Raw genomic sequence first — 24,105 nt, 5'->3', positions numbered from 1 at the left:
ATAGCTCGCTAGATTAGGAGATTTTGGAATGTCATATGTATCTTTAAGCGGTTTGTCCGCCGCCCAACTGGATTTGAACACCACCAGTAACAACATTGCGAACGCCAACACGTACGGCTTTAAAGAGTCCCGTGCTGAGTTTGCTGATGTTTACTCTAACTCTTTATTTACTAACGCAAAAACCACACCGGGTGGTGGTGCGCAAGCAAGCCAAGTGGCGCAGCAGTTCCATGAAGGCTCAAGCATTTACACCAACAACCCAATGGATTTGCGTGTTTCGGGTACAGGTTTCTTCGCCGTGGCGAAGGAGCGTCTGACTCCACAACAGAATGAACTGACACGTAATGGTGCATTCCATTTAAATAAAGAAAACTACATGGTGACCGCGAACGATGAGTTCTTATTAGGTTACCAAGTGGATCCAAGCTCTGGTGAGGTTTCTTCATACGAGCCACAACCTATCAATATTCCTGCTGAATTTGGTAAGCCAAAGCAAACAGCAAACATTGAAGTGGGCGTGAACTTGCCAGCTAACGGCGATTTGAAAGATCCAACTCAGTTTGATTTTTCAGACCCAGATACATACAACCGTTCAACCTCTTCGACTATTTATGACTCGATGGGTCAGTCTTACAAGCTAACGACGTACTACTTGAAAGATCAGACTCAGCCAAACACGTGGAACACTTACTACACCGTGACAGATAAAGAAGGTGAAAAGCCTTTAAATGTTGCGGCAGGTGATGCACAAACGCCAACAGGCCATGTGGGTCATACCATGAAGTTCAACAACGATGGTACGTTGGCGAGCTTGAACAATGGTCAGCCAATTACGTCTGTGGCACTGGGCGATCCGGCGACGAACACGACACCAGTCGATATGAATGGTGCCGATCCTGCGCAGACGCTTAACTTCGGTTTAGGCTCGGCAACACAGTTTGCTGCTCCGTTCGAACTGACCAAGTTCGATGAAGACGGTGCAACAACGGGCTTCCTAACCAAGGTTGACTTCGATGAAAACGGCAGCGTAATGGGGACTTACTCAAACGGTGAAAACGTCACATTGGGTCGTGTCGCGCTAGTACGTGTTCCAAACGAGCAAGGTCTGGATAAGAAGGGCGGTACGCAATGGGATTCAACTCAGTTCTCTGGTGACAAGATTTGGGGTGAATCTAACAAAGGCTCTTTCGGCACCATCAACAACGGTATGCTGGAACAGTCAAACATTGATATGACGCAGGAGCTGGTGGACCTGATTTCTGCTCAGCGTAACTTCCAAGCAAACTCACGTTCGCTAGAAGTGCACAACCAGCTACAACAAAATATCCTGCAGATCCGATAATCTGCATCATCAAGTTAGGCGAGCTTTCGCCGCTTGGCTTGATAATATCATGACATTCATCTGATGCTTAGCCTGAAAATACCTCAGTTCAGGTTAAGCATGCTTTGATCTCTGATTTGCCGCCGTTGCCGCCATGTGGATCAAAACCTTGCCCCTTGTTGCAGTTTTCTGCCACTGAAACCCCTCTTAATCTTTTGTTTCCTATTTAAGTGTTTGATAAATAAGCTCATTTTATGTTGGCATAACTATTGCTTTTACTCCGTGTACAGAGAAGTTTTTGGAGTAATTTATGGATCGCGCACTGTTTCTCGCAATGAGTGGGGCCAAGCAAAATATGCAGGCACTACAATTGCGTGCTAATAACTTGGCTAACGTAAGCACGACAGGGTTTCGTGCGGATTTAGCACAGGCTCGCTCAATGCAGGCTTATGGTGAAGGCCATCCTTCACGTGTGTTCAGCATGACAGAGCGTCCAGGGCATAACTTTGCTCAAGGTAGCGTGATTACAACAGGGCGTGATCTGGATGTGACGATTGAAGGCAGCGGCTGGATATCAGTACTCGATCACACGGGTAAAGAAGGGTTGACCCGTAACGGTAACCTAAAAGTTGATCAAAATGGCATGCTTACTAACGCAAGTGGCCATTTGGTGCTAGGTGAAAATGATGCGCCGATTACTTTGCCTATTCCTCTCTCCAAAATTGAAATCGGTCGAGATGGCACCATCTCTGTGCTTCCTCAAGGTGCCCCGGCAGAAGAATTCCAAGCGGTTGATCGCATCAAGCTTGTTAAGCCTAATGATCAAAGCTTATTTAAAGACACCAATGGCTTATTTCGCCATAAAACTCCAAACCAACCTTACGAAGCAGACGCTACTGTTAGCCTCCAGACAGGAGCGATTGAAGGCAGTAACGTGAATGCCGTAGGTGAAATGACCGCATTGATTGACTTACAGCGTCAGTTTGAAATGCAAGTCAAGATGATGAGCACTGCTGAAGAGATGGATAAATCTTCAGATTCACTGCTTCGTATGAGTTAACAGAGTTAGAGGTTCACTATGCATCCAGCACTATGGGTAAGTAAAACAGGTCTAGACGCCCAACAAACCAACATTGCCACGATTTCGAACAACTTGGCGAACGCCTCTACTGTGGGCTACAAAAAGAGCCGTGCGGTATTCGAAGATTTGTTCTATCAGAACATCAACCAGCCTGGCGGCCAATCATCTCAGAACACTGAGCTTCCGAGTGGCTTGATGCTAGGTGCGGGTTCTAAAGTGGTTGCGACGCAAAAAGTGCACACGCATGGTAATGCGCAGACAACGACCAACGCACTGGACATGATGGTTGAAGGCGATGGCTTCTTCCAAGTGACGTTGCCGGATGGCAACATCGGTTACACCCGTAACGGTCAGTTCACGTTAAATGGTGAAGGCACGTTAGTCACGTCGGGTTCTGGCTATCCTGTAGAACCTGAAATTGTGATTCCAGAAGATGCGATTTCTATCACTGTCGGTACGGATGGTGAAGTATCGGTTCGCGTCCGTGGTCAGCAAGACAACCAAGTCGTTGGTCAGCTAACCATTACAGACTTTGTTAACCCAGGTGGCCTAGAGCCAATTGGCCAGAACCTTTACTTACCAACGGGTGCCAGTGGCGATCCACAAGAAGGTGTTCCTGGTTTAGACGGTTTGGGTGAAATCCGTCAATCCATGCTGGAAGCGTCTAACGTGAATGTAACGGAGGAGTTGGTCAACATGATCGAAGCTCAGCGCGTTTACGAAATGAACTCAAAAGTGATCTCGTCAGTCGATAAGATGATGAGCTTCGTTAACCAGCAGTTATAACGGTTAAGAGCAAGAATTGAGGAGCTCACGATGAAACGTATTTGTCTACTTGCTTTGATTGCCACGATGTCGGGTTGTGCCATGTTAGAGCCGATTGAAACGGATGAAGTGACACAAGCAACGACGGTGGTTGACGCGGTAGAAGGCGATAAATCGAAAGAAGAGAGCAGCGGTATCGTGGATACACTGCGTGGCAGAAGCGATCCGGTTGCGGGTGATCCTGCATGGGCTCCGATTCATCCGAAAAAGAAACCTGAGCATTATGCTGCTGCAACAGGCTCACTGTTTAGCGCTGAGCACATTACCGATCTTTACGACGATTCCAAGCCACGTGGTATTGGCGACATTATTACTGTGACACTGGATGAGACTACCAGCGCCACGAAAAGCGCCAATGCCGATTTATCGAAAACCAATGAAGCGCAAATGGACCCGCTTCAAGTGGGTGGCGAAGAGCTGCAAATTGGTGGCAAATACAATTTCTCTTATGACTTAAATAACTCAAACTCATTTGCGGGTGACTCTTCTGCTAAGCAGAGTAACAGCATCAGTGGTTACATTACTGTTGAGGTGATTGAAGTTTTGGCAAATGGCAACCTCGTTATCCGTGGAGAAAAATGGATGACGCTTAATACGGGTGATGAGTACATACGTTTAAGCGGCACTATTCGTCCGGATGACATTAGTTTCGACAATACTATTGCATCAAACCGCGTTTCTAACGCAAGAATTCAGTATTCTGGCACCGGTGTACAACAAGATATGCAAGAGCCGGGTTTCTTGGCACGATTCTTTAATGTAGCGCTATAACACGCCGTGCTGACGGCAATTTGACTGCAAGAGATAAGTAAGCATGAAAAAACTCCTTTTAATACTGATGAGCGTTGCTCTGTTTTCTACCGCTGCCCAAGCTGCACGTATCAAAGACGTCGCGCAAGTGGCTGGTGTACGAAGCAACCAACTCGTGGGTTATGGTTTGGTTTCAGGCTTACCTGGCACAGGCGAAGCGAACCCGTTTACGGAGCAAAGTTTCGCCGCCATGTTGCAAAACTTCGGCATTCAGATGCCGCCGGGCACAAAGCCGAAAATAAAAAACGTTGCCGCAGTCATGGTAACGGCAGAGTTGCCGCCATTCTCTAAACCAGGTCAGCAAGTAGACGTGACAGTCTCTTCTATCGGTAGTGCCAAAAGTTTGCGTGGTGGTACGCTACTGCAAACGTTCCTCAAAGGTCTCGATGGTCAAGTTTACGCGGTTGCTCAAGGTAACTTAGTGGTGAGCGGCTTCAGTGCTGAAGGTGCTGACGGTTCAAAAATCGTAGGTAACAATCCAACCGTTGGTCTTATCTCTAGTGGTGCGACAGTAGAGCGCGAAATTCCAAACCCATTTGGTCGTGGCGATTACATAACGTTCAACTTGCTTGAGTCAGACTTCACAACGGCTCAACGTATGGCGGATGCGGTAAACAACTTCCTTGGCCCACAAATGGCGAGCGCGGTAGACGCGACGTCGGTACGTGTACGTGCCCCTCGTGATGTCAGCCAGCGTGTGGCGTTCTTATCGGCAATTGAAAACCTAGAGTTTGACCCAGCAGATGGCGCAGCCAAAATCATCGTTAACTCTCGTACGGGTACCATCGTAGTTGGTAAACATGTTCGCCTTAAACCTGCGGCGGTAACCCATGGCGGAATGACGGTCGCAATCAAAGAAAACCTGAATGTTAGCCAACCTAACGGCTTTTCTGGTGGGCAAACCGTTGTCGTGCCAGACTCGGATATCGAAGTTAGCGAAGAGCAGGGCAAGATGTTTAAGTTCGAGCCAGGCTTAACGTTGGATGATTTGGTCCGTGCAGTGAATCAAGTCGGCGCAGCGCCGTCGGATTTGATGGCTATCTTGCAAGCATTGAAACAAGCTGGTGCCATTGAAGGCCAGTTGATCATCATTTAATGGTTAGGAGGTAGGTATAATGAACAATCCTAACGACATTGGTTTTATTCATGACATCAGTTCGCTGGATACCCTGCGTCAAAAAGCAGTGAAGGAAGGTAAAGATGGCGAGCAAGAAGCACTGCGTGCAGCGGCTCGTCAGTTCGAATCTATTTTCACCTCCATGATGTTGAAATCCATGCGAGAAGCCAATGAGGGCTTTGAGTCCAACATGATGAACAGCCAGAACGAGAAGTTCTATCGACAAATGCTGGATGAGCAGATGGCGAGCGAGCTCAGTTCGTCTGGTTCAATGGGCTTGGCCGATATGATTGTTAAGCAATTAACGGCTGGGCAAGGTAACGACAAGAGTGAAACTGCAATGCGTGATGCGGCAAATAATGCCGTGGAATATCGTCGTGTTGACCCGAAAAAAGCGCGTGAGATTGAACAGCGCTTGATTGAATCTGGTCAGCTATCTCGACCAAGCAATGAACCAACTCGATTCGATTCGCCAGAATCTTTTGTTAACTCGATGAAGCCATACGCGGAGAAAGCCGCGAAAGCCCTAGGTGTCGAGCCATCTCTGCTACTTGCGCAAGCGGCTTTGGAAACCGGGTGGGGACAAAAGGTAGTGAAGAACGCGCGTGGCAGCAGCAACAACTTATTTAACATCAAAGCAGATCGAAGCTGGCTGGGTGACAAAGTGACGACTCAAACGCTAGAGTTCCACGATAATACGCCAGTGAAAGAGACGGCAGCGTTTCGCGCCTACTCAAATTACGAAGACAGCTTTAATGACTTTGTGCGCTTTTTAAATGACAACCCACGTTACGAGACAGCATTGCAACAGCGAGGGAATTCAGAGTCATTTATTCGCGGCATCCACAGCGCGGGTTACGCGACCGATCCGAATTACGCAGACAAAGTCCTGCAGGTGAAGCAGAAAATCGAAAGTATGTAATTTACTCTTCGCCAGTTCATGTTGTTTTCGAAGGCTTGCCACAGTGCAAGCCTTTACTTTTTCTGAACATTCACACCTCTCTTTTATTTGGCACACCTTTTGCTTTGATGTGTCTAGGTGATCGGTTTTGCCGATTTTATTTCGTTTTTGGGGGCATGTATGGCGTCAGATCTTCTGAATGTAGGTACTCAAAGTGTGCTTACTGCTCAGAGACAATTAAACACCACTGGTCATAACATTTCTAATGTTAATACAGAGGGTTATAGCCGCCAGTCTGTTATCCAAGGTACGAATGATCCGCGCATGTTTGGTGGTTCTACCTACGGCATGGGTGTGCATGTGGAAAATGTTCGCCGCTCGTGGGATCAGTTTGCCGTGAATGAACTGAACTTGTCGTCAACCAACAATGCCAACAAAACGGATACCCAAGACAATCTTGATATGCTCTCTAGCATGTTGAGCTCAGTTGCATCGAAGAAAATCCCAGAGAACTTGAACGAGTGGTTCGATGCGGTCAAAACCATGGCAGATACCCCGAACGATTTGGGGGCACGAAAAGTGGTATTGGAAAAGGCGAAAATCTTCTCTGATACATTAAATGACTTCCATGAAACCGTACGGTTGCAATCTGACGTCACCAATAAAAAATTGGATATGGGCATTGAACGCGTGAACCAACTTGCCTTGGAAATCCGCGATGTGCATCGGTTAATGATGCGCACACCCGGTCCACACAATGATTTGATGGACCAGCATGAAAAGCTGGTTACTGAGCTATCTGAGTACACCAAAGTAACCGTAACCCCACGCAAAAATGCGGAAGGATTTAATGTTCACATCGGCAATGGTCACACGCTAGTTTCTGGCACGGAAGCAAGCCAGCTCAAAATGATTGACGGCTATCCTGATGTTCACCAAAGACGATTAGCAATGGTGGAAGGGGATGGCATTAAAGCGATCAAGTCTGACGACATGGATGGCAAAATCGGTGCCTTGCTTGAAATGCGCGACAAACACATTCCGCAACTTCAGGATGAAATGGGCCGTTTAGCGACGGGCTTTTCCTACAAAATTAATCAGCTGCAATCTCAAGGTCTGGATCTTAACGGTAAGATAGGTAAAGACGTATTTACCGACGTGAACTCTGAGCTGGTGGCAAAATCTCGAGTTTTTGCTGCGCCTGACTCTCAAGCTGATGTTGCGGTTTACATTGATGATATCTCAGCGATCAAAGGTGGTGAATATTCGCTACGTTATGATGGCGACCAGTATAGCGTGACAACACCGAAAGGTGAGCAAATGTCGTTGAACATTGATCAATCAGATTCTTCGTTTGTTCTAGATGGTATGAAAGTGCAAATTGGTGAAGGTCTTGCCGCTGGTGAGCGCGTATTGTTGCGCCCAACACGAAGTGGCGCAGCCATCATCAAGATGGAAACCAATGATGCAAAAGCCATTGCCGCGCAAAGTTATGAAGCTTCAACCACTTTTGCTCAAGGTAACGCCAAGTTCAAAATTCGTGAGGCGGGGGATGTCAAAGAGTTTGAGGTCACCGTACAACCAGCCGACGAGAAACATGATAAGCCATGGTTAAAGATCACGGACAACAAGGGCAATTTGCTATCGGACAAATACGCATACCCGCTAGACAAAGATAACCCGATGATTGAAATCTCAGTGCCGAAAAGTCATCCGCTGTATAAAAATGGCGATGCGACTGTATTTGAGCTGAGCGAAGGCGCGCTGATGAATGATAAATTCACCGCAAACTTGGTGCCTTCTGAAGGTGGTAACGGCAACTTGAGAAAAATGCAGAAGATCCAAACAGATAAGATGATGGACGGAAAATCCAGTACTTTGATTGATGTTTATCACAACCTCAATACCGAAGTCGGATTGAAATCTTCTACAGCAAACCGATTAGCTTCTGTCGCTCGCTTAGAGCATGAAGCGGCACAAGAGCGCGTTGCTTCTATCTCTGGCGTTAACCTCGATGAAGAAGCCGCCAACATGATGAAGTTTCAACAAGCGTACATGGCTTCATCACGTGTGATGCAAGCGGCGAATGATACCTTCAATACCATTTTACAACTGAGGTAAGGAGAAGAGATAAGTGCTAACCCGAATTTCTAGTTTCCATAACTATCAGTCCGTACAAAATGATTTGCGTCGTCAAGAAAATAAGGTTCACCATAACCAAGAGCAACTTGCTTCAGGGAAAAAGTTACTGAAACCTAGCGACGATCCCCTTGCGTCGCATTACATTCAAAATATTAGTCAGCAACAAGAACAGCTACAACAATACCTTAGCTCAATAGTGTTGGTGCGTAATCGTCTAGAAAACCACGAAGTTAATATCGCCAATGCAGAGAATTTTGCCGACGAGTCGAAGCGCTTAACGATGGAGATGATTAACGGTGCGTTTTCTGCGGAAGACCGACAAGCAAAGAAGCGTGAGCTAGAAGAGATTGCGAACAACTTCCTTAACTTAGTGAACTCGCAAGATGAATCTGGTAACTACGTGTTTGCTGGCACTAAGCCAAAAAGCCAACCATTCTATCGCGATAAAGACGGTAGTGTTCAGTACGCTGGAGACGATTACCAGCGCAAAATGAAAGTCTCCAGCATGCTTGAGATGCCAATGAACGATCCTGGCAGCAAGCTGTTTATGGAGATACCAAACCCATTTGGCGATTATCAGCCGAATTACGATCTACAAAACGGTTCTGAGTTGCTATTAAACAGAGCCACTAACGTTGATACGAAGGATGATGCGGCGTATCGCGTGACATTTGTCGATATGAACAACGGCAAATTTGGTTACCAACTAGAGCGTAACGGTAAAGTCGTGGATGCCGATGAGTTTTCTCCAGAAAAAGGCATTGAGTACAAAGGCCTGAAAGTGCACGTAAAAGGTCAAATTACGCCTGGCGATAGCATCGAGATCGAAAAGCGGGCAGAGTTCAGCATTTTCGATACCTTCAAGGATGCAATGGCGTGGTCAGATAAATCGGTGTCGGATACGTCGGCTACCGCCAAATTGCACCAAATGACAGAAGAATTTCACGCTGCTTTTATCCATTTGAATAAAGCGCGTACTGATGCCGGAGCTCGATTGAGCACGCTAGATATCCAAGAGCAAAACCACGAAGACTTTAATTTGTCTCTGGCGAAAGCGAAGAGCAACTTTGAGGATTTGGATTACTCTAAAGCCGTTATCGAGTTCAGTGAAAACTCACGAGCGTTACAGGCATCGCAACAAGCATTCGGTAAGACCAAAGATCTAACGTTGTTTAACTATATTTAGTCTGACTTAAGACACACTGTCTGATTTTTGATGCCTTATGTGCAAAGCCTTAAGTGCGATAAATCGACGTAAATTAAGAGTCAGGCTATGCGGCACGATTTTACCCAAAGCGGCAATGACGCGAGAGGCAAGTCGGGCGGCAACAAAGTAGCGGTCAATATCCATGAAGCAAGATGAGCCTCATTATCCGGAAATGGTTTAGTGATAACGCTAACTTATTGTTTATGTGCTTCTTTTAAAAGCGGTGAAATAAATTTTATAAGTTGGCACACAAATTGTATTGAAAATATCAGAACAGATTTAGAGATTCTAAACCCTGCGTTTAAGGCAGATTTAGCAAGTAATTTTTACGGTCAGTGCTTATCCAAATGAGAGTAAAGCTGGCCGCTTCGCAAAAGCTTGCGAACTCAAAAGGAGAGCAAAATGGCTGTAACAGTTAGTACTAACGTCTCCGCGATGACCGCGCAGCGTTACCTAAACAAAGCGACTGACGAATTAAACACGTCGATGGAGCGCTTATCTTCAGGACATAAGATTAACAGTGCAAAAGATGATGCGGCAGGTCTACAGATCTCTAACCGCTTAACTGCACAGTCTCGTGGCCTAGATGTCGCAATGCGTAACGCGAACGATGGTATCTCGATTGCCCAAACCGCTGAAGGTGCGATGAATGAGGCAACATCTGTCATGCAACGTATGCGTGACCTTGCTATTCAATCATCGAACGGTACTAACTCTCCGGCTGAGCGTCAGGCGATCAACGAAGAGTCAATGGCATTGATTGACGAGCTAAACCGTATCGCAGAAACCACGTCATTCGGTGGCCGTCGTCTATTGAACGGCTCATTCGGTGAAGCGGCATTCCAGATTGGTGCGAGCTCAGGTGAAGCAATGATCATGGGGCTAACCAGCATTCGTGCGGACGATACTCGCATGGGCGGTGTGACCTTCTTATCGGAAAACGGTAAAGATAAAGATTGGGGCGTTGACCCAGCTAAATCGGATCTAAAAATCACTTTGCCAGGCATGGGTGAAGACGAAGACGGCAATGTCGATGATCTAGAAATCAACATTAATGCAAAAGCAGGTGACGACATCGAAGAGCTTGCTACGTACATTAATGGTCAGTCTGATATGATCAACGCGTCTGTAAGTGAAGATGGCAAGTTACAAGTTTTTGTTGCACATCCAAACGTTCAGGGTGAAATTTCAATTTCGGGTGGATTGGCGTCTGAGCTTGGTTTGAGCGATGAACCTCTTAGAACATCAGTACAAGATATTGATATGACAACCGTACAAGGTTCTCAAAACGCTATCTCTGTGCTGGATTCGGCACTGAAATACGTGGATTCACAACGTGCGGACTTGGGTGCGAAGCAAAACCGTCTGAGTCACAGCATCAACAACTTGGCAAACATCCAAGAAAACGTTGACGCGTCGAACAGCCGAATTAAAGACACGGACTTTGCGAAAGAAACCACGCAAATGACCAAAGCACAAATTTTGCAACAAGCAGGTACATCAATTCTTGCTCAAGCGAAACAGTTGCCAAACTCTGCAATGTCACTATTGCAGTAGTTTACTTAGCCTGTACTCAATACATTCAGACGTGGATGGAAATGCAGGCTTTTGGCAAGCAACTTTATAATAGAATGAGCGGCTCTCTCATCTCTCACCTGCCAATTATTTTCAATGTAAAGTTGCACTCGGTATGCCGGAAATGTGTTCATTTCTCTTGATCTCCACATAGGCTCTGGCGACCAACCTAGCCCCAGTTCTCTCAAAGGAAAAGGGGCTTTTTCTTTTCTAATTCTCACGTCTATCGTCTGCGAACTTACCTTTAATTGTTTCCTTTTGCTGGTTTTCTATACAATTTAGCCCTCTCGGCTCGATTTGTGGAAACTTGAGCACTTTTTCTTACTTTTCTTCAATTTTATTAGCTAAATCTCGCAATGTTATTTTTTTAAATTTTTTTCTAAAGCTTCTGAATTTGGTGTCGTTAATAGGGGTAACTTTGAGAGAACTACTTGGTTTTCCGAGACGTCGGAAACCGCTATACCGGAAAATCAATTGGAGAAATCACCATGGCAGTGAATGTAAACACTAACGTATCAGCGATGACGGCTCAGCGTTACCTAAACAACGCAAACTCAGCTCAACAAACTTCTATGGAGCGTTTGTCTTCGGGGTTCAAAATCAACAGCGCAAAAGATGACGCTGCGGGTCTTCAAATTTCGAACCGTTTGAACGTACAAAGCCGTGGTTTGGATGTGGCGGTTCGCAACGCGAACGACGGTATCTCAATTGCACAAACCGCTGAAGGTGCAATGAACGAGACCACCAACATTCTTCAACGTATGCGTGACTTGTCTCTACAATCAGCAAACGGCTCAAACTCGAAATCAGAGCGTGTGGCGATTCAAGAAGAAGTGACCGCGCTAAATGACGAACTAAACCGTATCGCAGAAACCACGTCTTTCGGTGGTAACAAGCTACTAAACGGCACACACGGTGCGAAATCGTTCCAAATCGGTGCGGATAACGGTGAAGCAGTGATGCTTGAGCTAAAAGACATGCGTTCAGACAACAAAATGATGGGCGGTGTGAGCTACCAAGCTGAAAGTGGTAAAGGTAAAGACTGGAACGTTGCTGAAGGTAAGAACGACCTAAAAATCAACCTAACGGACAGCTACGGTCAAGAGCAAGAAATCAACATCAGTGCAAAAGCAGGTGACGATATCGAAGAGCTTGCGACTTACATTAACGGTCAAACTGACCTAGTGAAAGCCTCAGTAGACCAAGACGGTAAACTGCAAATCTTTGCTGGCAACAACAAAGTCGAAGGCGAAGTCGAGTTTTCAGGCGGCCTATCTGGCGAGCTAGGTTTGGGCGAAGGTAAAAAAGTAACAGTAGATACTATCGACGTAACCTCAGTTGGTGGCGCACAAGAATCTGTGGCTATCATCGATGCGGCACTGAAATACGTAGACAGCCACCGCGCAGAGCTGGGTGCATTCCAGAACCGTTTCAACCATGCAATCAGCAACTTGGATAACATCAACGAGAACGTGAATGCGTCGAAGAGCCGTATCAAAGATACTGACTTCGCGAAAGAAACGACTCAAATGACCAAGTCACAAATTCTATCGCAAGCGTCAAGCTCAATCCTTGCGCAAGCGAAACAAGCGCCAAACTCAGCGCTAAGTCTGCTAGGTTAATCACCTTAATAAGACAAGATACAAAAGCCAGGCTCATCCCTGGCTTTTTTGCTTATCGGCTATAACGATTTAGATGCGTCCCAACAGGATGTTCGACAAGGCACTCATATCGATTAGATGGTCTCTTTAAATACCAATGTTGCCGCGATGGTGGCGCAGAGACACCTGAGTCAAGCGGCAGCGCAAAACGTCGAGTCACAACGGAACCTCACTTCTGGTTTTCGAATTAACTCGGCGAGTGATGATGCGGCAGGTTTACAGATATCCAATACTCTCCATGTGCAAACGAGAGGGCTTGATGTCGCCTTAAGAAATGCGCACGATGCTTATTCGGTCGCGCAAACCGCGGAAGGCGCGTTACATGAGAGCAGTGATATTTTGCAACGGTTACGCTCTCTAGGGCTTCAAGCGGCAAATGGTAGTTACGATACCAGTGACCGACAAAGCATCCAATACGAGGTCGTAGCGCTGCAGGATGAGCTTGATCGTGTCGCGATCACGACAACATTTGCGGATAAAAATTTATTTGATGGTTCTTATGGCTCGCAAAGCTTTCATATTGGCGCGAACGCTAATTCAATCTCTTTGACGTTACGTAATATGCGTAGCCATATCCCAGAGATGGGAGGGCAGCATTATGTTGGTGATGCGGTCGATAAAGATTGGCGAGTCACTAAAGATAACCAAACTCTAAAAGTCGAATACCAAGACAGTAAAGGGCAAACCCAAACGGAATCCATTGGGCTCAAATTGGGTGATCGCATAGAACAGGTCGCCACTTACATCAATGCTCAACAATCGGTAGTGAGTGCCTCAGTAACGGAAAACAATGAACTGCAATTCTTTGCCTCTACGATGAATACGCCAGAAGGAGTGGAGTTAGAAGGCAGTTTAGCGGATGAGCTTGATCTAAGCACTGGTCAATTAGTCACAATGGATGACATCGATATGTCGACGGCAGGTAAGGCGCAGCTTTCAATTGGGGTGATTGATGCAGCAATTAAGTACGTTGATTCGCACCGAAGTGAAATTGGCAGCTTTCAGAACCGTGTAAATGGCTCGGTGGATAACTTAAATACTGTGAATCGGAGTGTTACAGAATCCAAGAGTCGAATAAGAGACACGGATTTTGCAAGAGAGTCTACGGAAATGGTGCGTTCTCAAGTGCTCCAAGATGCGACAACTGCGTTATTGGCTCAAGCAAAACAAAGGCCGAGTTCGGCACTTGGTCTACTCAGTTGAATCCGGTAAGAAAGCATAAACTTCAGGTAATAAAAAACGCTGCCAATGGCAGCGTTTTTTTCGTGTTCGGCTAAGTAAAAATTACTTAGTTACACGTAGAACTGGAGTTTCACCAACAGTCACAGAACCAGAAAGCTTGTTCAGCTCTTTGATTTCGTCCATGTTAGAGATAACAACTGGAGTTAGCGTTGACTTCGCTTTCTCTTCTAGAAGAGCTAGATCGAATTCAATTACAGTGTCGCCAGCTTTAACAGTTTGACCTTCTTCAGCGATACGAGTGAAGCCTTCGCCTTTTAGTTCAACTGTGTCGATACCGAAGTGAACGAAAAGCTCAACACCGTCGTCAGACTCGATAGAGAATGCGTGGTTAGTTTCGAAGATCTTACCGATAGTACCGTTTACAGGAGCTACCATTTTGTTGCCTGCTGGCTTGATAGCAATACCGTCACCAACGATTTTCTCAGCGAAAACAACATCTGGCACGTCTTCGATGTTTACAATCTCACCAGAAAGTGGCGCGATGATTTCGATAGCACCAGCGTCAGCGCTGTCATCAGATACAAGCTTCTTAAGTTTGTCAAACAGACCCATTGTGTCATGCTCCTAAGGTTTGGTTTTATTCTGTCGAATTATAGTATACCAATATAGCGCATTAGACGACTTTTTTCGCCGTCTAATGACCATTAAGTATTGAATTACTTGGTACTACCGATTACTGAGCTTTCTCAGCAATAAACTTTTCTACCACTGCTTCGATTTCTGCAGCTGTTGGTAAAGAAAGGGCTTCTTCAGCCATTGCTTTCACTTCTGCGAAGTTAGAGTTACGAACTACTTTCTTCACTTTAGGGATTGAAATGCCGCTCATTGAGAACTCGTCCAGACCCATACCTAGAAGTAGAAGCGTTGCACGCTCGTCACCTGCAAGCTCACCACACATACCAGTCCATTTACCTTCTGCGTGAGAAGCGTCAATAACTTGCTTGATCACGGTTAGTACTGCTGGTGATAGTGGGTTGTAAAGATGAGAGATCATCTCGTTACCACGGTCTACCGCTAGCGTGTACTGAGTTAGGTCGTTTGTACCGATAGAGAAGAAAGACACTTCCTTCGCTAAGTGGTGTGCGATCGCAGCAGCAGCAGGAGTTTCAACCATAACACCGATTTCGATGTTTTCGTCGAATGCGTGGCCTTCAGCGCGTAGCTCTTCTTTGTACTCTTCGATCGCTTTCTTAAGCTCACGGATTTCTTCAACAGAGATGATCATTGGGAACATGATACGCAGTTTACCGTGTGCAGACGCACGTAGGATGCCACGTAGCTGATCACGAAGGATTTCACGACGATCCAGACTGATACGTACAGCACGCCAGCCCAGGAATGGGTTCATCTCTTTTGGAAGATCCATGTATGGGAGATCTTTATCGCCGCCGATATCCATAGTACGGATGATCACAGCTTGACCGTTCATTGCTTCCGCAACTTCTTTGTACGCTTGGTACTGTTCTTCTTCAGTTGGAAGTGCAGTACGGTCCATAAATAGGAATTCAGTACGGTACAGACCAACACCTTCACCGCCGTTACGGAGGATACCGTCACAGTCTTTCACTGTACCGATGTTACCGCAAACTTCTACACGGTGACCGTCAGTCGTTTCTGCGTGCAGGTCTTTCAGTTTCGCTAGCTCTTCTTTTTCAGCTAGGAATGCCGCTTTAACCGCTTTCGCTTCTTCTAGTTCAGCTTCTGATGGGTTAACAACAATCTTGTTGTTCATCGCGTCAAGAATCAGCATATCGCCATTCTTAACTTTTTTCGTGATGTCGTTAGTACCAACGATAGCTGGAAGCTCAAGAGAGCGAGCCATGATTGAAGTGTGAGATGTACGACCGCCGATATCACAAGCAAAACCAAGTACGTAGTCTAGGTTAATTTGTGCCGTTTCAGATGGCGTTAGGTCGTAAGCAACTAGGATAACTTCTTCATTGATGTCGCTAAGCGAAACAATGTTGATACCCAGTGCGTTTTTCACAAAACGAGAACCGATATCGCGGATGTCAGTTGCACGTTCTTTTAGGTATTCGTCATCTAGTGACTCAAGAGCACATGCTTGCTCTTCGATAACTGAGTGGATAGCGTGATCCGCAGTCATCTTGTCGTTTTTGATAAGTGCTAGGATCTCTTCTTCTAGCTCTTCGTCTTCAAGAAGCATGATGTGACCTTCAAAGATCGCTTCTTTTTCTTCACCAAACGTTTCAAGCGCTTTTTGCTTGATTGTTTCTAGCTGAGCTGCAGATTTGTTACGAGCGTCGAAGAAACGCTGAACTTCAGCTTCTACTTGATCGTCAGAAATAGTGTTTGTGTTTAGGACAATTTCATCTTCTTGAAGTAGTAGTGCTTTACCGATTGCAATACCAGGAGATGCTAGGATGCCTGAAATCATAGCCTTACCTTAAGTTTGGTCAACTTTATAAAACGGGAGAATAATGGGTGCGCTAACGAATAGTTTTAGCTTAGTTTTGAGCCTATTTCCAACGAAGCCATTTTGCTTTCACAAAATGGCTTCTGGAGTAGGAGACCGGATTAGTGTAGTTGGTCCATTAGAGCAACTAGGTGGTCAACTGCTTGCTGAGCTTGTGGGCCTTCAGCAGAAATAGTTACTTGAGTACCTTTTACTAGGCCTAGTGTTTGTAGTTTGAATAGGCTCTTAGCGCTAGCGCTTTTACCGTTAGAAGTCACAGTGATGTCTGCGTCGAATGCTTTTGCTTCTTTAACAAACTGTGCAGCTGGACGAGTGTGAAGGCCGTTTTCTGCTGTGATTTCTACTTGCTTCTCGTACATGTGATATACCCCAATAAATGTATTTTTTTGTTAGTTTGTGACTAGATTTTAGCTTAACTGCTTTACATCTTGTGCGCTAGCACGGGAAGAGTTCAAAGCGCGTCAGTTCTGATACTAGTCAAAAGTTTGGTAACTACGCAACTGTTTGCGTGCGTAATCACTTTGAAACCTTTTTGTGTTCTGCTTCTTTATTTTGAAGCTAGAAATAAAACACCCTGATATTACCAAAGGTAGGGCAGGGATCAACAAAAAAGCCCCTAAACGGGGCTTTTTTAAACTAAAAATTGATTTGAACACATATTATTGTTGGTTCTCTTTTTCGGTAAAGATACCTGCAAAGAGTGCTGTGCTTAGGTAACGCTCACCTGAACTTGGTAGAACGGTTACAATTGTTTTTCCTTCAAATTCAGGGAGTTCTGCAAGTCGGTTGGCTGCAACAACAGCCGCACCAGATGAGATACCAGCTAGGATACCTTCCTCTTCCATTAGGCGACGAGCCATCTCAATCGCTTCTTCTGAGGTGACTTGTTCAACGCGGTCAATAATGTCTAAATCGAGGTTACCTGGGATGAAACCAGCGCCGATACCTTGGATTTTGTGCGGAGCAGGTTGGATTTCTTCGCCAGCAAGTGCTTGTGCAATAACTGGAGACTCTGCTGGCTCAACTGCAACAGAAGTGATGGCTTTGCCTTTTTCACCTTTGATGTAACGGCTTGTACCTGTGATAGTACCGCCCGTACCGACACCAGCAACGAATACGTCGATTTCACCGTCTGTCGCTTCCCAAATCTCAGGGCCCGTAGTCTTTTCGTGGATCTCTGGGTTCGCAGGGTTGTCAAATTGTTGAAGAAGTAGGTATTTCTCAGGGTTGCTTGCTACGATTTCTTCTGCTTTAGCAATCGCCCCTTTCATGCCTTTCGCCGCTTCAGTCAGCTCAAGGTTAGCGCCCAGTGCTTTAAGTAGCTTACGGCGTTCTAGGCTCATTGATTCAGGCATGGTCAATGTTAGCTTGTAACCGCGAGCGGCCGCTACGAATGCTAGAGCAACACCTGTGTTACCACTGGTAGGTTCTACAAGCTCTACACCTGGCTTAAGAAGCCCCGCTTTCTCTGCTTCCCAAATCATGTTTGCACCGATACGGCACTTAACACTGAAGCTAGGGTTACGCGCTTCAATTTTCGCAAGAACTTTGCCGTTGCTTACTTTGTTTAGACGAACGAGAGGTGTATTACCAATAGTAAGAGAGTTATCTTCGTAGATTTTGCTCATAGTGATGTTCCTTCATTACACGTTGTGTGAATATGGATAGAAGAATATGCGGTATGAAAAAAAGGGAAAAGGATTAAAAAGTTATATCTTATTAGGTTGGCCCAGAACTTGATAAAAGAAAAGGGAAAAGCTGGCGCTGATCCCTTTCCTTAATCTCTAGTCGACTATCGTTGGTGCTTAAACTCCGCGACCCACATAGCGGTTGCACCACATATTGCTACAGGCATGACAATGAGGTTCAAAATTGGGATCGTCGTAAACACAGACACCAATACCCCAAAGCCATAGGCCTTACCTTGCTTTTGTTTCAATTTGTAACGCATGTCGTTAAATGGGATTTTATGGTTATCAAACGGGTAGTCACAATATTGAATCGCGAGCATCCAGGCGGTAAAGATAAACCATAAAAATGGGCCTACTGTTTGTCCAAGGGCAGGGATGAGCAATAACAGGAATAGGCCTATTGCTTTAGGTAAGATGTAAAGCAGCTTTCTCCACTCACGAGCTAAAACGCGAGGAACATCTTTCAGAACGGCAGTGAATCCATCATCATTTACTTTTTGTCCCGTTAAGTACTCTTCCACTTTTTCAGCTAAGAGGCCATTGAATGGCGCGGCGATAAAGTTCGCGAGCGTGCTGAAGAAGTAAGAAAAAGTTGCGAGTATTGTCAGAGCGAGTAAAGGCCAAAGAATGTAAGTTAACCAGGATAAAAACTCAGGTAGCTGCCCAATCCAGTCTTCGATCCATATATTAAGGTTTGAAAATAGATAGAAGATGGCACCACCTACAAGCACGATATTTGCAAGTAGAGGTAAAATGACAAAGCGCCTGATTTTAGGGGCAAGTGCCAATTGTATCCCGTATAGAAAATAACCGAATCCGGTTCTCTGCTGATTGTTTTGCTTCATGTCTATTTTGGCTTCGTGTAAATGAAAACTCATTGTACCTGTGAGGGCTTTTCTTTCAATGCCCTGACAAATGACGTCTTGTTAAGTGGAATCGTGGCAAGAATCACAACAAAAAACGGAACTTCTTGCATTAAGTTGTTCTAAATCTACATATAGTTTTGGTAAAGTAAACGTATCATTCAGATTTATTGCACTTGGGTTGCTGCTCAAGGAACTGCGAGTAGTAAAAACAAGTATATTGAGAGTAAATAATGCAGGAATTGCGATTCGTACTCATTGTTGTTGGCGCATTAGCCATCGCGGCATTGCTGTTTCATGGTTTGTGGAGCAGTAAAAAAGAAGGCAAAGCAAAGTTTGGTAACAAACCGCTTGGTAAGCTGGATGTTGACCAAGGGGACAAAAATGATCTTGTCGAGAAAGAACGAGACTTCGCTCCCGCTCCTGAAGATGACTTTGAGATCATTCGTAAAGATCGCAAAGAACCAGATTTTGGAATGGCGAGTTCTTTCGACAACAAATTTGAATCTGACCCGCTATTCGGTGGCCCATCTGAAGTAACACAGACACAGCAGGAGCCAGATGACATCCCTTCATTTGTTGCAGAAAAAGATAAAGAAGAGGACGCTGAACCTGTTGTTCAAGCACCAGTAGCTGAAGAGCGACTCCAGCCTGCTGTGGAAGAAGAAGCTATTCCCGCCGCGTTTGATATCGCTGAGAAAGAACAGCAAGTCGAAACGGTTAGTGAGCCTGTAGTTGCAGAGCCTAAGGAAGAGCCAAAGCCTGAACCTGAAATGCAAGTGATTGTATTGAATGTGCACTGCGCGGGTGAAGAGCCATTTGTTGGTACTGCTTTATTTGAGAGTATGCAACAAAACGGCTTAATTTATGGCGAGATGGATATTTTCCACCGTCATGTCGACTTGTCCGGTAACGGCAAAGTGCTGTTTAGCGTCGCTAATATGATGCACCCTGGTACGTTTGAGCATGCTGATCCTGCTGAGTTTACAACGAAGGGGATTTCATTCTTCATGACATTGCCTTGTTATGGCGAGGCTGAACAGAACTTCAACTTAATGCTCCGAACTGCGCAGCAAATTGCTGATGATTTAGGTGGCAACGTTCTTGATGACCAGCGTAACTTAATGACACCAGACCGTTTAGCGTCTTATCGACGTCAAATAGTTGAGTTTAATGCCGCTAACGCATAATCTTAACAGCAAATAATAATAGGGCTCCGGATGGAGCCCTTTTTCTTGGATTTCCCAACCTCACCGATTGAAAATACACGGGGCTTTACTATGTCTGAATCAGTACTTCAGCGATTAGAAGAACTAAAAGAGTCGTTGCATTACCACGCTGTGCGTTACTACGTGGAAGATAACCCAGAGATCCCTGATGCCGAGTACGACCGTTTAATGCGAGAGCTCCTGGATATTGAAGCTGAGAACCCTGATTTAATTACCGTAGATTCACCAAGTCAACGTGTCGGTGGACAACCTCTCTCTGCGTTTAGCCAAGTGACACATGAAGTACCGATGCTTTCGCTTGATAATGCGTTTGATGACAGCGAACTTGATAGTTTCCATAAGCGAGCACAAGAGCGGGTGGGCAGTCAGAGTGTGAAAGAATACTGTTGTGAGCCGAAACTGGATGGACTCGCAGTTAGTTTACTGTATGAGAACGGTGTGTTAGTTCAGGCGGCAACACGAGGCGATGGCACTACTGGCGAGAACATCACAGAGAATGTTCGCACGATTAAAGCCATTCCTTTAAAACTCAGGGGTAATGACTGGCCAAATCGTCTTGAAGTTCGTGGTGAAGTCTTTATGCCGAAAGCTGGGTTTGAAAAGCTCAATGAATTAGCAAGGAAGAAAGGCGAGAAAATCTTTGTTAATCCACGTAATGCTGCGGCAGGTAGCTTACGACAATTGGATTCACGCATTACGGCTTCTCGTCCGCTTAGCTTCTATGCATACAGTGTAGGCGTGGTGCAAGGCGCTGAATTGGCGGTAAGTCACTACGAACGCTTCTTGCAAATTAAATCTTGGGGATTACCAATGTGCCCGGAGACCAAGCGAGTTGAAAGTTTGGCGGATGTAAAAGCTTACTACCAAGATATCTTGCAGCGTCGTGATGCCCTTCCTTATGAGATCGATGGTGTCGTCATTAAAATTGACGATATTGCCGTGCAAGAGCGTCTTGGATTTGTTGCTCGCGCTCCACGTTGGGCGATTGCCTACAAATTCCCGGCTCAGGAAGAAATGACGACGTTGAATGAGGTGGAATTCCAAGTCGGTCGTACTGGTGCGATTACACCTGTTGCTAAACTAGAGCCTGTATTTGTTGGCGGGGTAACTGTAAGTAATGCGACGCTTCATAACGCAGATGAGATAGAACGTCTGCAAGTTAAGATCGGTGATCACGTTGTGATTCGTCGAGCGGGTGACGTTATTCCTCAAGTCGTTTCTGTCATCAAAGAGCGTCGACCAGAAACGGCGCGAGATATTATTTTCCCAACTCAGTGTCCGGTTTGTGGTTCGCATGTTGAGCGGATCGAAGGAGAGGCGGTAACACGTTGTACGGGTGGCTTAGTTTGCCAAGCCCAACGTAAACAAGCGCTAAAACACTTTGTGTCTCGTAAAGCGTTAGACGTTGACGGTCTAGGCGATAAAGTGATCGAGCAACTTGTTGACCGTGAGATGGTGAAAACTCCTGCTGACTTATTTAAGTTATCTGCGGGGATTTTAACGGTATTAGATCGCATGGGGCCAAAGTCTGCGCAGAACATTGTGAATGCGTTAGAAAAATCCAAAGAAACAACGTTACCTCGCTTTTTGTATTCGCTGGGGATTCGTGAAGTTGGCGAGGCAACCGCCGCAAACCTAGCAATGCACTTTAAAACGTTGGAAGCCATCCAAAATGCTAACGAAGAGCAGTTAATTGAAGTGCAAGACATCGGTGCTGTGGTTGCTCAACATATTACGACTTTCTTCAGTGAAGAGCAGAACCAAGCGGTGGTTAAAGATTTGCTTGAACAAGGGATCCACTGGCCAGAGATTAATACTACTGAGCAGGTAGGGGAGCTACCGTTAGAAGGTAAGACAGTCGTATTGACAGGAACACTTTCTCAATTAGGTCGCACAGAGGCTAAAGAAGCCCTCCAATCCCTAGGTGCAAAAGTGACAGGTAGTGTTTCTAAGAAAACAGATATTTTGTTTGCTGGTGAAAATGCAGGCTCGAAGTTGGCAAAGGCACAAGAACTGGGTATCGAGATCAAAACAGAACAAGACTTACTCGAGTTGATGAATTAAGTCTTATCAAAAAAGCTAAAAAATAACTAAAAGCCCCACATGGTAAGCATGTGGGGCTTTTTCTTGCTCATAATTAAGTGCTTTTTGATTGAGTTATTTGTGCTTTTTATCTTTTCAGTGATCAAGATCTCCCATTGAATTATTAAGGTTTTTTACTTCTTTAGTCTGCGAGTGACTTCAAGTTGGAATTCTAGGTTGTGATTTAAGTTATTGATATTTAATGTTTAACTGTCTTTTTGTGTTGGTGTTGTTAAAAGTAAGATCTGGATCAACAACTTATATGGAACTTTGGACTGGCTCATATTTTTTTAGAAAAAAAATAAGTTCCGTTTGGATGTTTTTAGCTGCGAAGTTAGTCTTAATCACGTGGATACACGGTGTGTATGCAGGAACTAAAAAAAGCCAAATTAGAAATAATGAGGTTTGATCAGGAATTTACTTCTCTCCTTCGGCGGCCAACTAAAGGTGAGATAGAAAAATACAGCTATATCCATTTTTAGGAGTTTTTCCATGGACAAATTTTTTAAGGTTTCAGCGTTAACCGCAGCAATGTTTGGTGTTGTTGCTGTTGCTCCAGCTACAGCGTCTACTGAAAGTGCAGCAGGTGGCGAGTACGTAGAGAAAGTGAACGAATTTATGCAAGACTCTAGTCTTAATGCATTATTTCTAGTTGATACTCGTTCTCGTACTCGTACAACAGGTAAGCCTGGCGGTGAAAACGGTGACCGTTGGAGTCGTCTAAACTACTCTTCTTACAACGCAATTTTAGACTTTACTTCTGGCTACCACGATGGTTGGGTTGGTGCAGATGTTGCGGCTTACTATTCTGGCGACCTTTACAACGATAGCCTTTACAATTCAAACGAAGGCTACCTATGTAATGAAATTTCAACTTGTAACAACCTAGACTGGGGTGCAGGTGATGGTCAACAGCTTAAAGTTTACAAAGCAGCACTGAAGTTCAAAGCAAACGAAAGCTTCAACGCGCGCTTTGGTATGCTACAAGCGGGTGGTAACGGTACTATTGGTAACGTTTGGAGTTTCGTACCTGGTACTTACCGTGGTTTCGAACTGAACGCTAAACTAGGTGATTTCAACCTAAGCTACTTTGGTGCAGACCAATTTACAGCACCTTGGCTACTTCACGAAGATGACTACGCGCCAGCGCTTTGGTCTGATACTTCATGGAGCTACCTACACTCTCTAGGCCTAAACGGTAACCTAACTGACAGCTTGTTTATGCAACTTGGTTTGGGTCAAGCTACTGGCGTTCAATATGCAAATGGTATCGACTGGGGTGCAGGTCAAGTAACTAGCTACCACAACGAAACTGACAACACTTCTTACAAGGCTTACTTGAAGTACACTGTGAGTGACCGTACAACTCTAGCATTTGATTTCTACGGTGTTGACGATGATGTGAAATACGATGGTCTAGGTTTCCACACTGGTCTATCTTTGAATCAATCTTTCGGCAAGCTAGCTTGGATGTCTGAGCTACGCTACACAGACACAGACAACCGTGCTGACTTCGTTCCTCGTACAATTCATACTTACGGTATGAACAACGGTACTTGGTCTCAGTGGTGGGATGCACTGTCTGACTGGAACAAATCGGGTGAGCTAGCGTGGTACAACCGTCTATCTTACAACCAAGGTAACGGCTGGAACTACTACCTAGGCTTTGGTTATGGTACTGGTGCTGATTCTGCAGCAAGCGGTGCATCAGGTGACTGGGATTACGAAAGTGAATACGCAGTTAACGCGACAGTATCTTACTCTCTACAGAGTGGTGCACTGAAAGGTTCTACGATCCGTCTACACGGTACAATCCTAGAGCGTGATGAGTACGCTGGTGCTGGTGATGCGGATGAAACAGACCTACGTCTACAAGTTCTTATCCCTTACAGCTTCCACTAATACTTAGTGAGATGATAAA

Annotated in this window: 20 protein-coding genes; 14 read left to right on the top strand and 6 right to left on the bottom strand. The window is 45.3% G+C overall.

Features of this window, described 5'->3' with window-relative positions; translation table 11 throughout:
• The first annotated feature begins 28 nt into the window (after window positions 1-28).
• The 8 genes from flgE (at window position 29) to flgL (ending at window position 9,383) form a co-directional block, all read left to right on the top strand.
• Entirely contained in the window at window positions 29-1,342 is a 1,314-nt protein-coding gene (flgE, locus tag NL644_RS19455; RefSeq protein WP_005393123.1) for a flagellar hook protein FlgE, read from the top strand.
• 289 nt (window positions 1,343-1,631) lie between these two features.
• A complete protein-coding gene (gene flgF, locus NL644_RS19450) occupies window positions 1,632-2,381 on the top strand; it encodes a flagellar basal-body rod protein FlgF (protein ID WP_005382031.1) in 750 nt (249 codons plus the stop codon).
• A gap of 18 nt (window positions 2,382-2,399) precedes the next feature.
• Window positions 2,400-3,188 (top strand): flagellar basal-body rod protein FlgG, encoded by a 789-nt coding sequence (gene flgG, locus NL644_RS19445; protein WP_005382032.1) that lies wholly within the window; start codon window positions 2,400-2,402, stop codon window positions 3,186-3,188.
• Between the two features lie 30 nt (window positions 3,189-3,218).
• On the top strand, window positions 3,219-3,998 hold the full coding sequence (flgH, locus tag NL644_RS19440; RefSeq protein WP_006743029.1) for a flagellar basal body L-ring protein FlgH: 780 nt from the start codon (window positions 3,219-3,221) through the stop codon (window positions 3,996-3,998).
• Between the two features lie 43 nt (window positions 3,999-4,041).
• Window positions 4,042-5,133: a flagellar basal body P-ring protein FlgI gene (locus tag NL644_RS19435; RefSeq protein ID WP_006743028.1), complete on the top strand. Its 1,092-nt coding sequence runs from the start codon at window positions 4,042-4,044 to the stop codon at window positions 5,131-5,133.
• A 16-nt stretch (window positions 5,134-5,149) separates the two neighbouring features.
• Window positions 5,150-6,076: a flagellar assembly peptidoglycan hydrolase FlgJ gene (gene flgJ, locus NL644_RS19430; RefSeq protein ID WP_114323790.1), complete on the top strand. Its 927-nt coding sequence runs from the start codon at window positions 5,150-5,152 to the stop codon at window positions 6,074-6,076.
• A gap of 159 nt (window positions 6,077-6,235) precedes the next feature.
• Window positions 6,236-8,176: a flagellar hook-associated protein FlgK gene (flgK, locus tag NL644_RS19425; protein WP_114323789.1), complete on the top strand. Its 1,941-nt coding sequence runs from the start codon at window positions 6,236-6,238 to the stop codon at window positions 8,174-8,176.
• Between the two features lie 13 nt (window positions 8,177-8,189).
• Entirely contained in the window at window positions 8,190-9,383 is a 1,194-nt protein-coding gene (gene flgL / locus NL644_RS19420; protein WP_005393113.1) for a flagellar hook-associated protein FlgL, read from the top strand.
• Window positions 9,384-9,389: 6 nt separating this feature from the next.
• On the opposite strand, the gene NL644_RS19415 is transcribed toward flgL, so the two are convergent.
• Window positions 9,390-9,548 carry a hypothetical protein gene (locus NL644_RS19415; protein ID WP_181869548.1) on the bottom strand — a complete coding sequence of 53 codons (159 nt, stop codon included), beginning with the start codon at window positions 9,546-9,548 and terminating at the stop codon, window positions 9,390-9,392.
• Window positions 9,549-9,806: 258 nt separating this feature from the next.
• On the opposite strand from NL644_RS19415, the gene NL644_RS19410 reads away from it, so the two are divergent.
• The 3 genes from NL644_RS19410 to NL644_RS19400 all read left to right on the top strand — a co-directional run bounded on the left by NL644_RS19410 (window position 9,807) and on the right by NL644_RS19400 (window position 13,843).
• Entirely contained in the window at window positions 9,807-10,961 is a 1,155-nt protein-coding gene (locus NL644_RS19410) for a flagellin (protein WP_006743025.1), read from the top strand.
• Between the two features lie 506 nt (window positions 10,962-11,467).
• Window positions 11,468-12,601, top strand: coding sequence for a flagellin (locus NL644_RS19405; protein WP_005393103.1), 1,134 nt, complete (start codon window positions 11,468-11,470; stop codon window positions 12,599-12,601).
• 117 nt (window positions 12,602-12,718) lie between these two features.
• Window positions 12,719-13,843 carry a flagellin gene (locus tag NL644_RS19400; protein ID WP_114322612.1) on the top strand — a complete coding sequence of 375 codons (1,125 nt, stop codon included), beginning with the start codon at window positions 12,719-12,721 and terminating at the stop codon, window positions 13,841-13,843.
• A gap of 81 nt (window positions 13,844-13,924) precedes the next feature.
• On the opposite strand, the gene crr is transcribed toward NL644_RS19400, so the two are convergent.
• The 5 genes from crr to cysZ form a co-directional block, all read right to left on the bottom strand.
• Window positions 13,925-14,434 (bottom strand): PTS glucose transporter subunit IIA, encoded by a 510-nt coding sequence (gene crr / locus NL644_RS19395; protein ID WP_005382041.1) that lies wholly within the window; start codon window positions 14,432-14,434, stop codon window positions 13,925-13,927.
• A gap of 121 nt (window positions 14,435-14,555) precedes the next feature.
• Complete coding sequence (gene ptsI / locus NL644_RS19390; protein ID WP_005393100.1) at window positions 14,556-16,280, bottom strand: phosphoenolpyruvate-protein phosphotransferase PtsI; 1,725 nt, start codon at window positions 16,278-16,280, stop codon at window positions 14,556-14,558.
• A gap of 140 nt (window positions 16,281-16,420) precedes the next feature.
• Window positions 16,421-16,678 (bottom strand): HPr family phosphocarrier protein, encoded by a 258-nt coding sequence (locus NL644_RS19385; RefSeq protein WP_005382043.1) that lies wholly within the window; start codon window positions 16,676-16,678, stop codon window positions 16,421-16,423.
• 300 nt (window positions 16,679-16,978) lie between these two features.
• Entirely contained in the window at window positions 16,979-17,947 is a 969-nt protein-coding gene (cysK, locus tag NL644_RS19380; protein WP_047009545.1) for a cysteine synthase A, read from the bottom strand.
• Window positions 17,948-18,111: 164 nt separating this feature from the next.
• On the bottom strand, window positions 18,112-18,855 hold the full coding sequence (gene cysZ, locus NL644_RS19375) for a sulfate transporter CysZ (protein ID WP_253658717.1): 744 nt from the start codon (window positions 18,853-18,855) through the stop codon (window positions 18,112-18,114).
• A 251-nt stretch (window positions 18,856-19,106) separates the two neighbouring features.
• Here cysZ and zipA point away from each other — a divergent pair, with 251 nt between their 5' ends.
• From zipA to NL644_RS19360, 3 genes are all read left to right on the top strand, one after another.
• The gene (gene zipA, locus NL644_RS19370; protein ID WP_253658716.1) at window positions 19,107-20,063 is read left to right on the top strand and encodes a cell division protein ZipA; all 957 of its coding nucleotides are present in this window, start codon (window positions 19,107-19,109) and stop codon (window positions 20,061-20,063) included.
• Between the two features lie 90 nt (window positions 20,064-20,153).
• On the top strand, window positions 20,154-22,166 hold the full coding sequence (gene ligA, locus NL644_RS19365; protein WP_114322611.1) for an NAD-dependent DNA ligase LigA: 2,013 nt from the start codon (window positions 20,154-20,156) through the stop codon (window positions 22,164-22,166).
• A gap of 510 nt (window positions 22,167-22,676) precedes the next feature.
• A complete protein-coding gene (locus NL644_RS19360; RefSeq protein WP_253658715.1) occupies window positions 22,677-24,086 on the top strand; it encodes an OprD family porin in 1,410 nt (469 codons plus the stop codon).
• Window positions 24,087-24,105 lie beyond the last annotated feature (19 nt).

The sequence above is a fragment of the Vibrio sp. Y10_XG_PY6 genome (assembly GCF_024181795.1).
Classification (GTDB): Bacteria; Pseudomonadota; Gammaproteobacteria; order Enterobacterales; family Vibrionaceae; genus Vibrio; species Vibrio diabolicus.
Note: the sequence above shows the minus strand (reverse complement) of the source record. Positions and strands in the feature narration are given on the sequence as shown.

What these genes read in the sequence shown, in the direction of transcription:
- flgE (WP_005393123.1), top strand. Translation starts at nt 29, where the DNA reads ATGTCATATGTATCTTTAAGCGGTTTGTCCGCCGCCCAACTGGATTTG.
- flgF (WP_005382031.1), top strand. Translation starts at nt 1,632, where the DNA reads ATGGATCGCGCACTGTTTCTCGCAATGAGTGGGGCCAAGCAAAATATG.
- flgG (WP_005382032.1), top strand. Translation starts at nt 2,400, where the DNA reads ATGCATCCAGCACTATGGGTAAGTAAAACAGGTCTAGACGCCCAACAA.
- flgH (WP_006743029.1), top strand. Translation starts at nt 3,219, where the DNA reads ATGAAACGTATTTGTCTACTTGCTTTGATTGCCACGATGTCGGGTTGT.
- NL644_RS19435 (WP_006743028.1), top strand. Translation starts at nt 4,042, where the DNA reads ATGAAAAAACTCCTTTTAATACTGATGAGCGTTGCTCTGTTTTCTACC.
- flgK (WP_114323789.1), top strand. Translation starts at nt 6,236, where the DNA reads ATGGCGTCAGATCTTCTGAATGTAGGTACTCAAAGTGTGCTTACTGCT.
- NL644_RS19415 (WP_181869548.1), bottom strand. Translation starts at nt 9,548, where the DNA reads ATGGATATTGACCGCTACTTTGTTGCCGCCCGACTTGCCTCTCGCGTC.
- NL644_RS19410 (WP_006743025.1), top strand. Translation starts at nt 9,807, where the DNA reads ATGGCTGTAACAGTTAGTACTAACGTCTCCGCGATGACCGCGCAGCGT.
- NL644_RS19405 (WP_005393103.1), top strand. Translation starts at nt 11,468, where the DNA reads ATGGCAGTGAATGTAAACACTAACGTATCAGCGATGACGGCTCAGCGT.
- NL644_RS19400 (WP_114322612.1), top strand. Translation starts at nt 12,719, where the DNA reads ATGGTCTCTTTAAATACCAATGTTGCCGCGATGGTGGCGCAGAGACAC.
- crr (WP_005382041.1), bottom strand. Translation starts at nt 14,434, where the DNA reads ATGGGTCTGTTTGACAAACTTAAGAAGCTTGTATCTGATGACAGCGCT.
- ptsI (WP_005393100.1), bottom strand. Translation starts at nt 16,280, where the DNA reads ATGATTTCAGGCATCCTAGCATCTCCTGGTATTGCAATCGGTAAAGCA.
- NL644_RS19385 (WP_005382043.1), bottom strand. Translation starts at nt 16,678, where the DNA reads ATGTACGAGAAGCAAGTAGAAATCACAGCAGAAAACGGCCTTCACACT.
- cysK (WP_047009545.1), bottom strand. Translation starts at nt 17,947, where the DNA reads ATGAGCAAAATCTACGAAGATAACTCTCTTACTATTGGTAATACACCT.
- cysZ (WP_253658717.1), bottom strand. Translation starts at nt 18,855, where the DNA reads ATGAAGCAAAACAATCAGCAGAGAACCGGATTCGGTTATTTTCTATAC.
- zipA (WP_253658716.1), top strand. Translation starts at nt 19,107, where the DNA reads ATGCAGGAATTGCGATTCGTACTCATTGTTGTTGGCGCATTAGCCATC.
- ligA (WP_114322611.1), top strand. Translation starts at nt 20,154, where the DNA reads ATGTCTGAATCAGTACTTCAGCGATTAGAAGAACTAAAAGAGTCGTTG.
- NL644_RS19360 (WP_253658715.1), top strand. Translation starts at nt 22,677, where the DNA reads ATGGACAAATTTTTTAAGGTTTCAGCGTTAACCGCAGCAATGTTTGGT.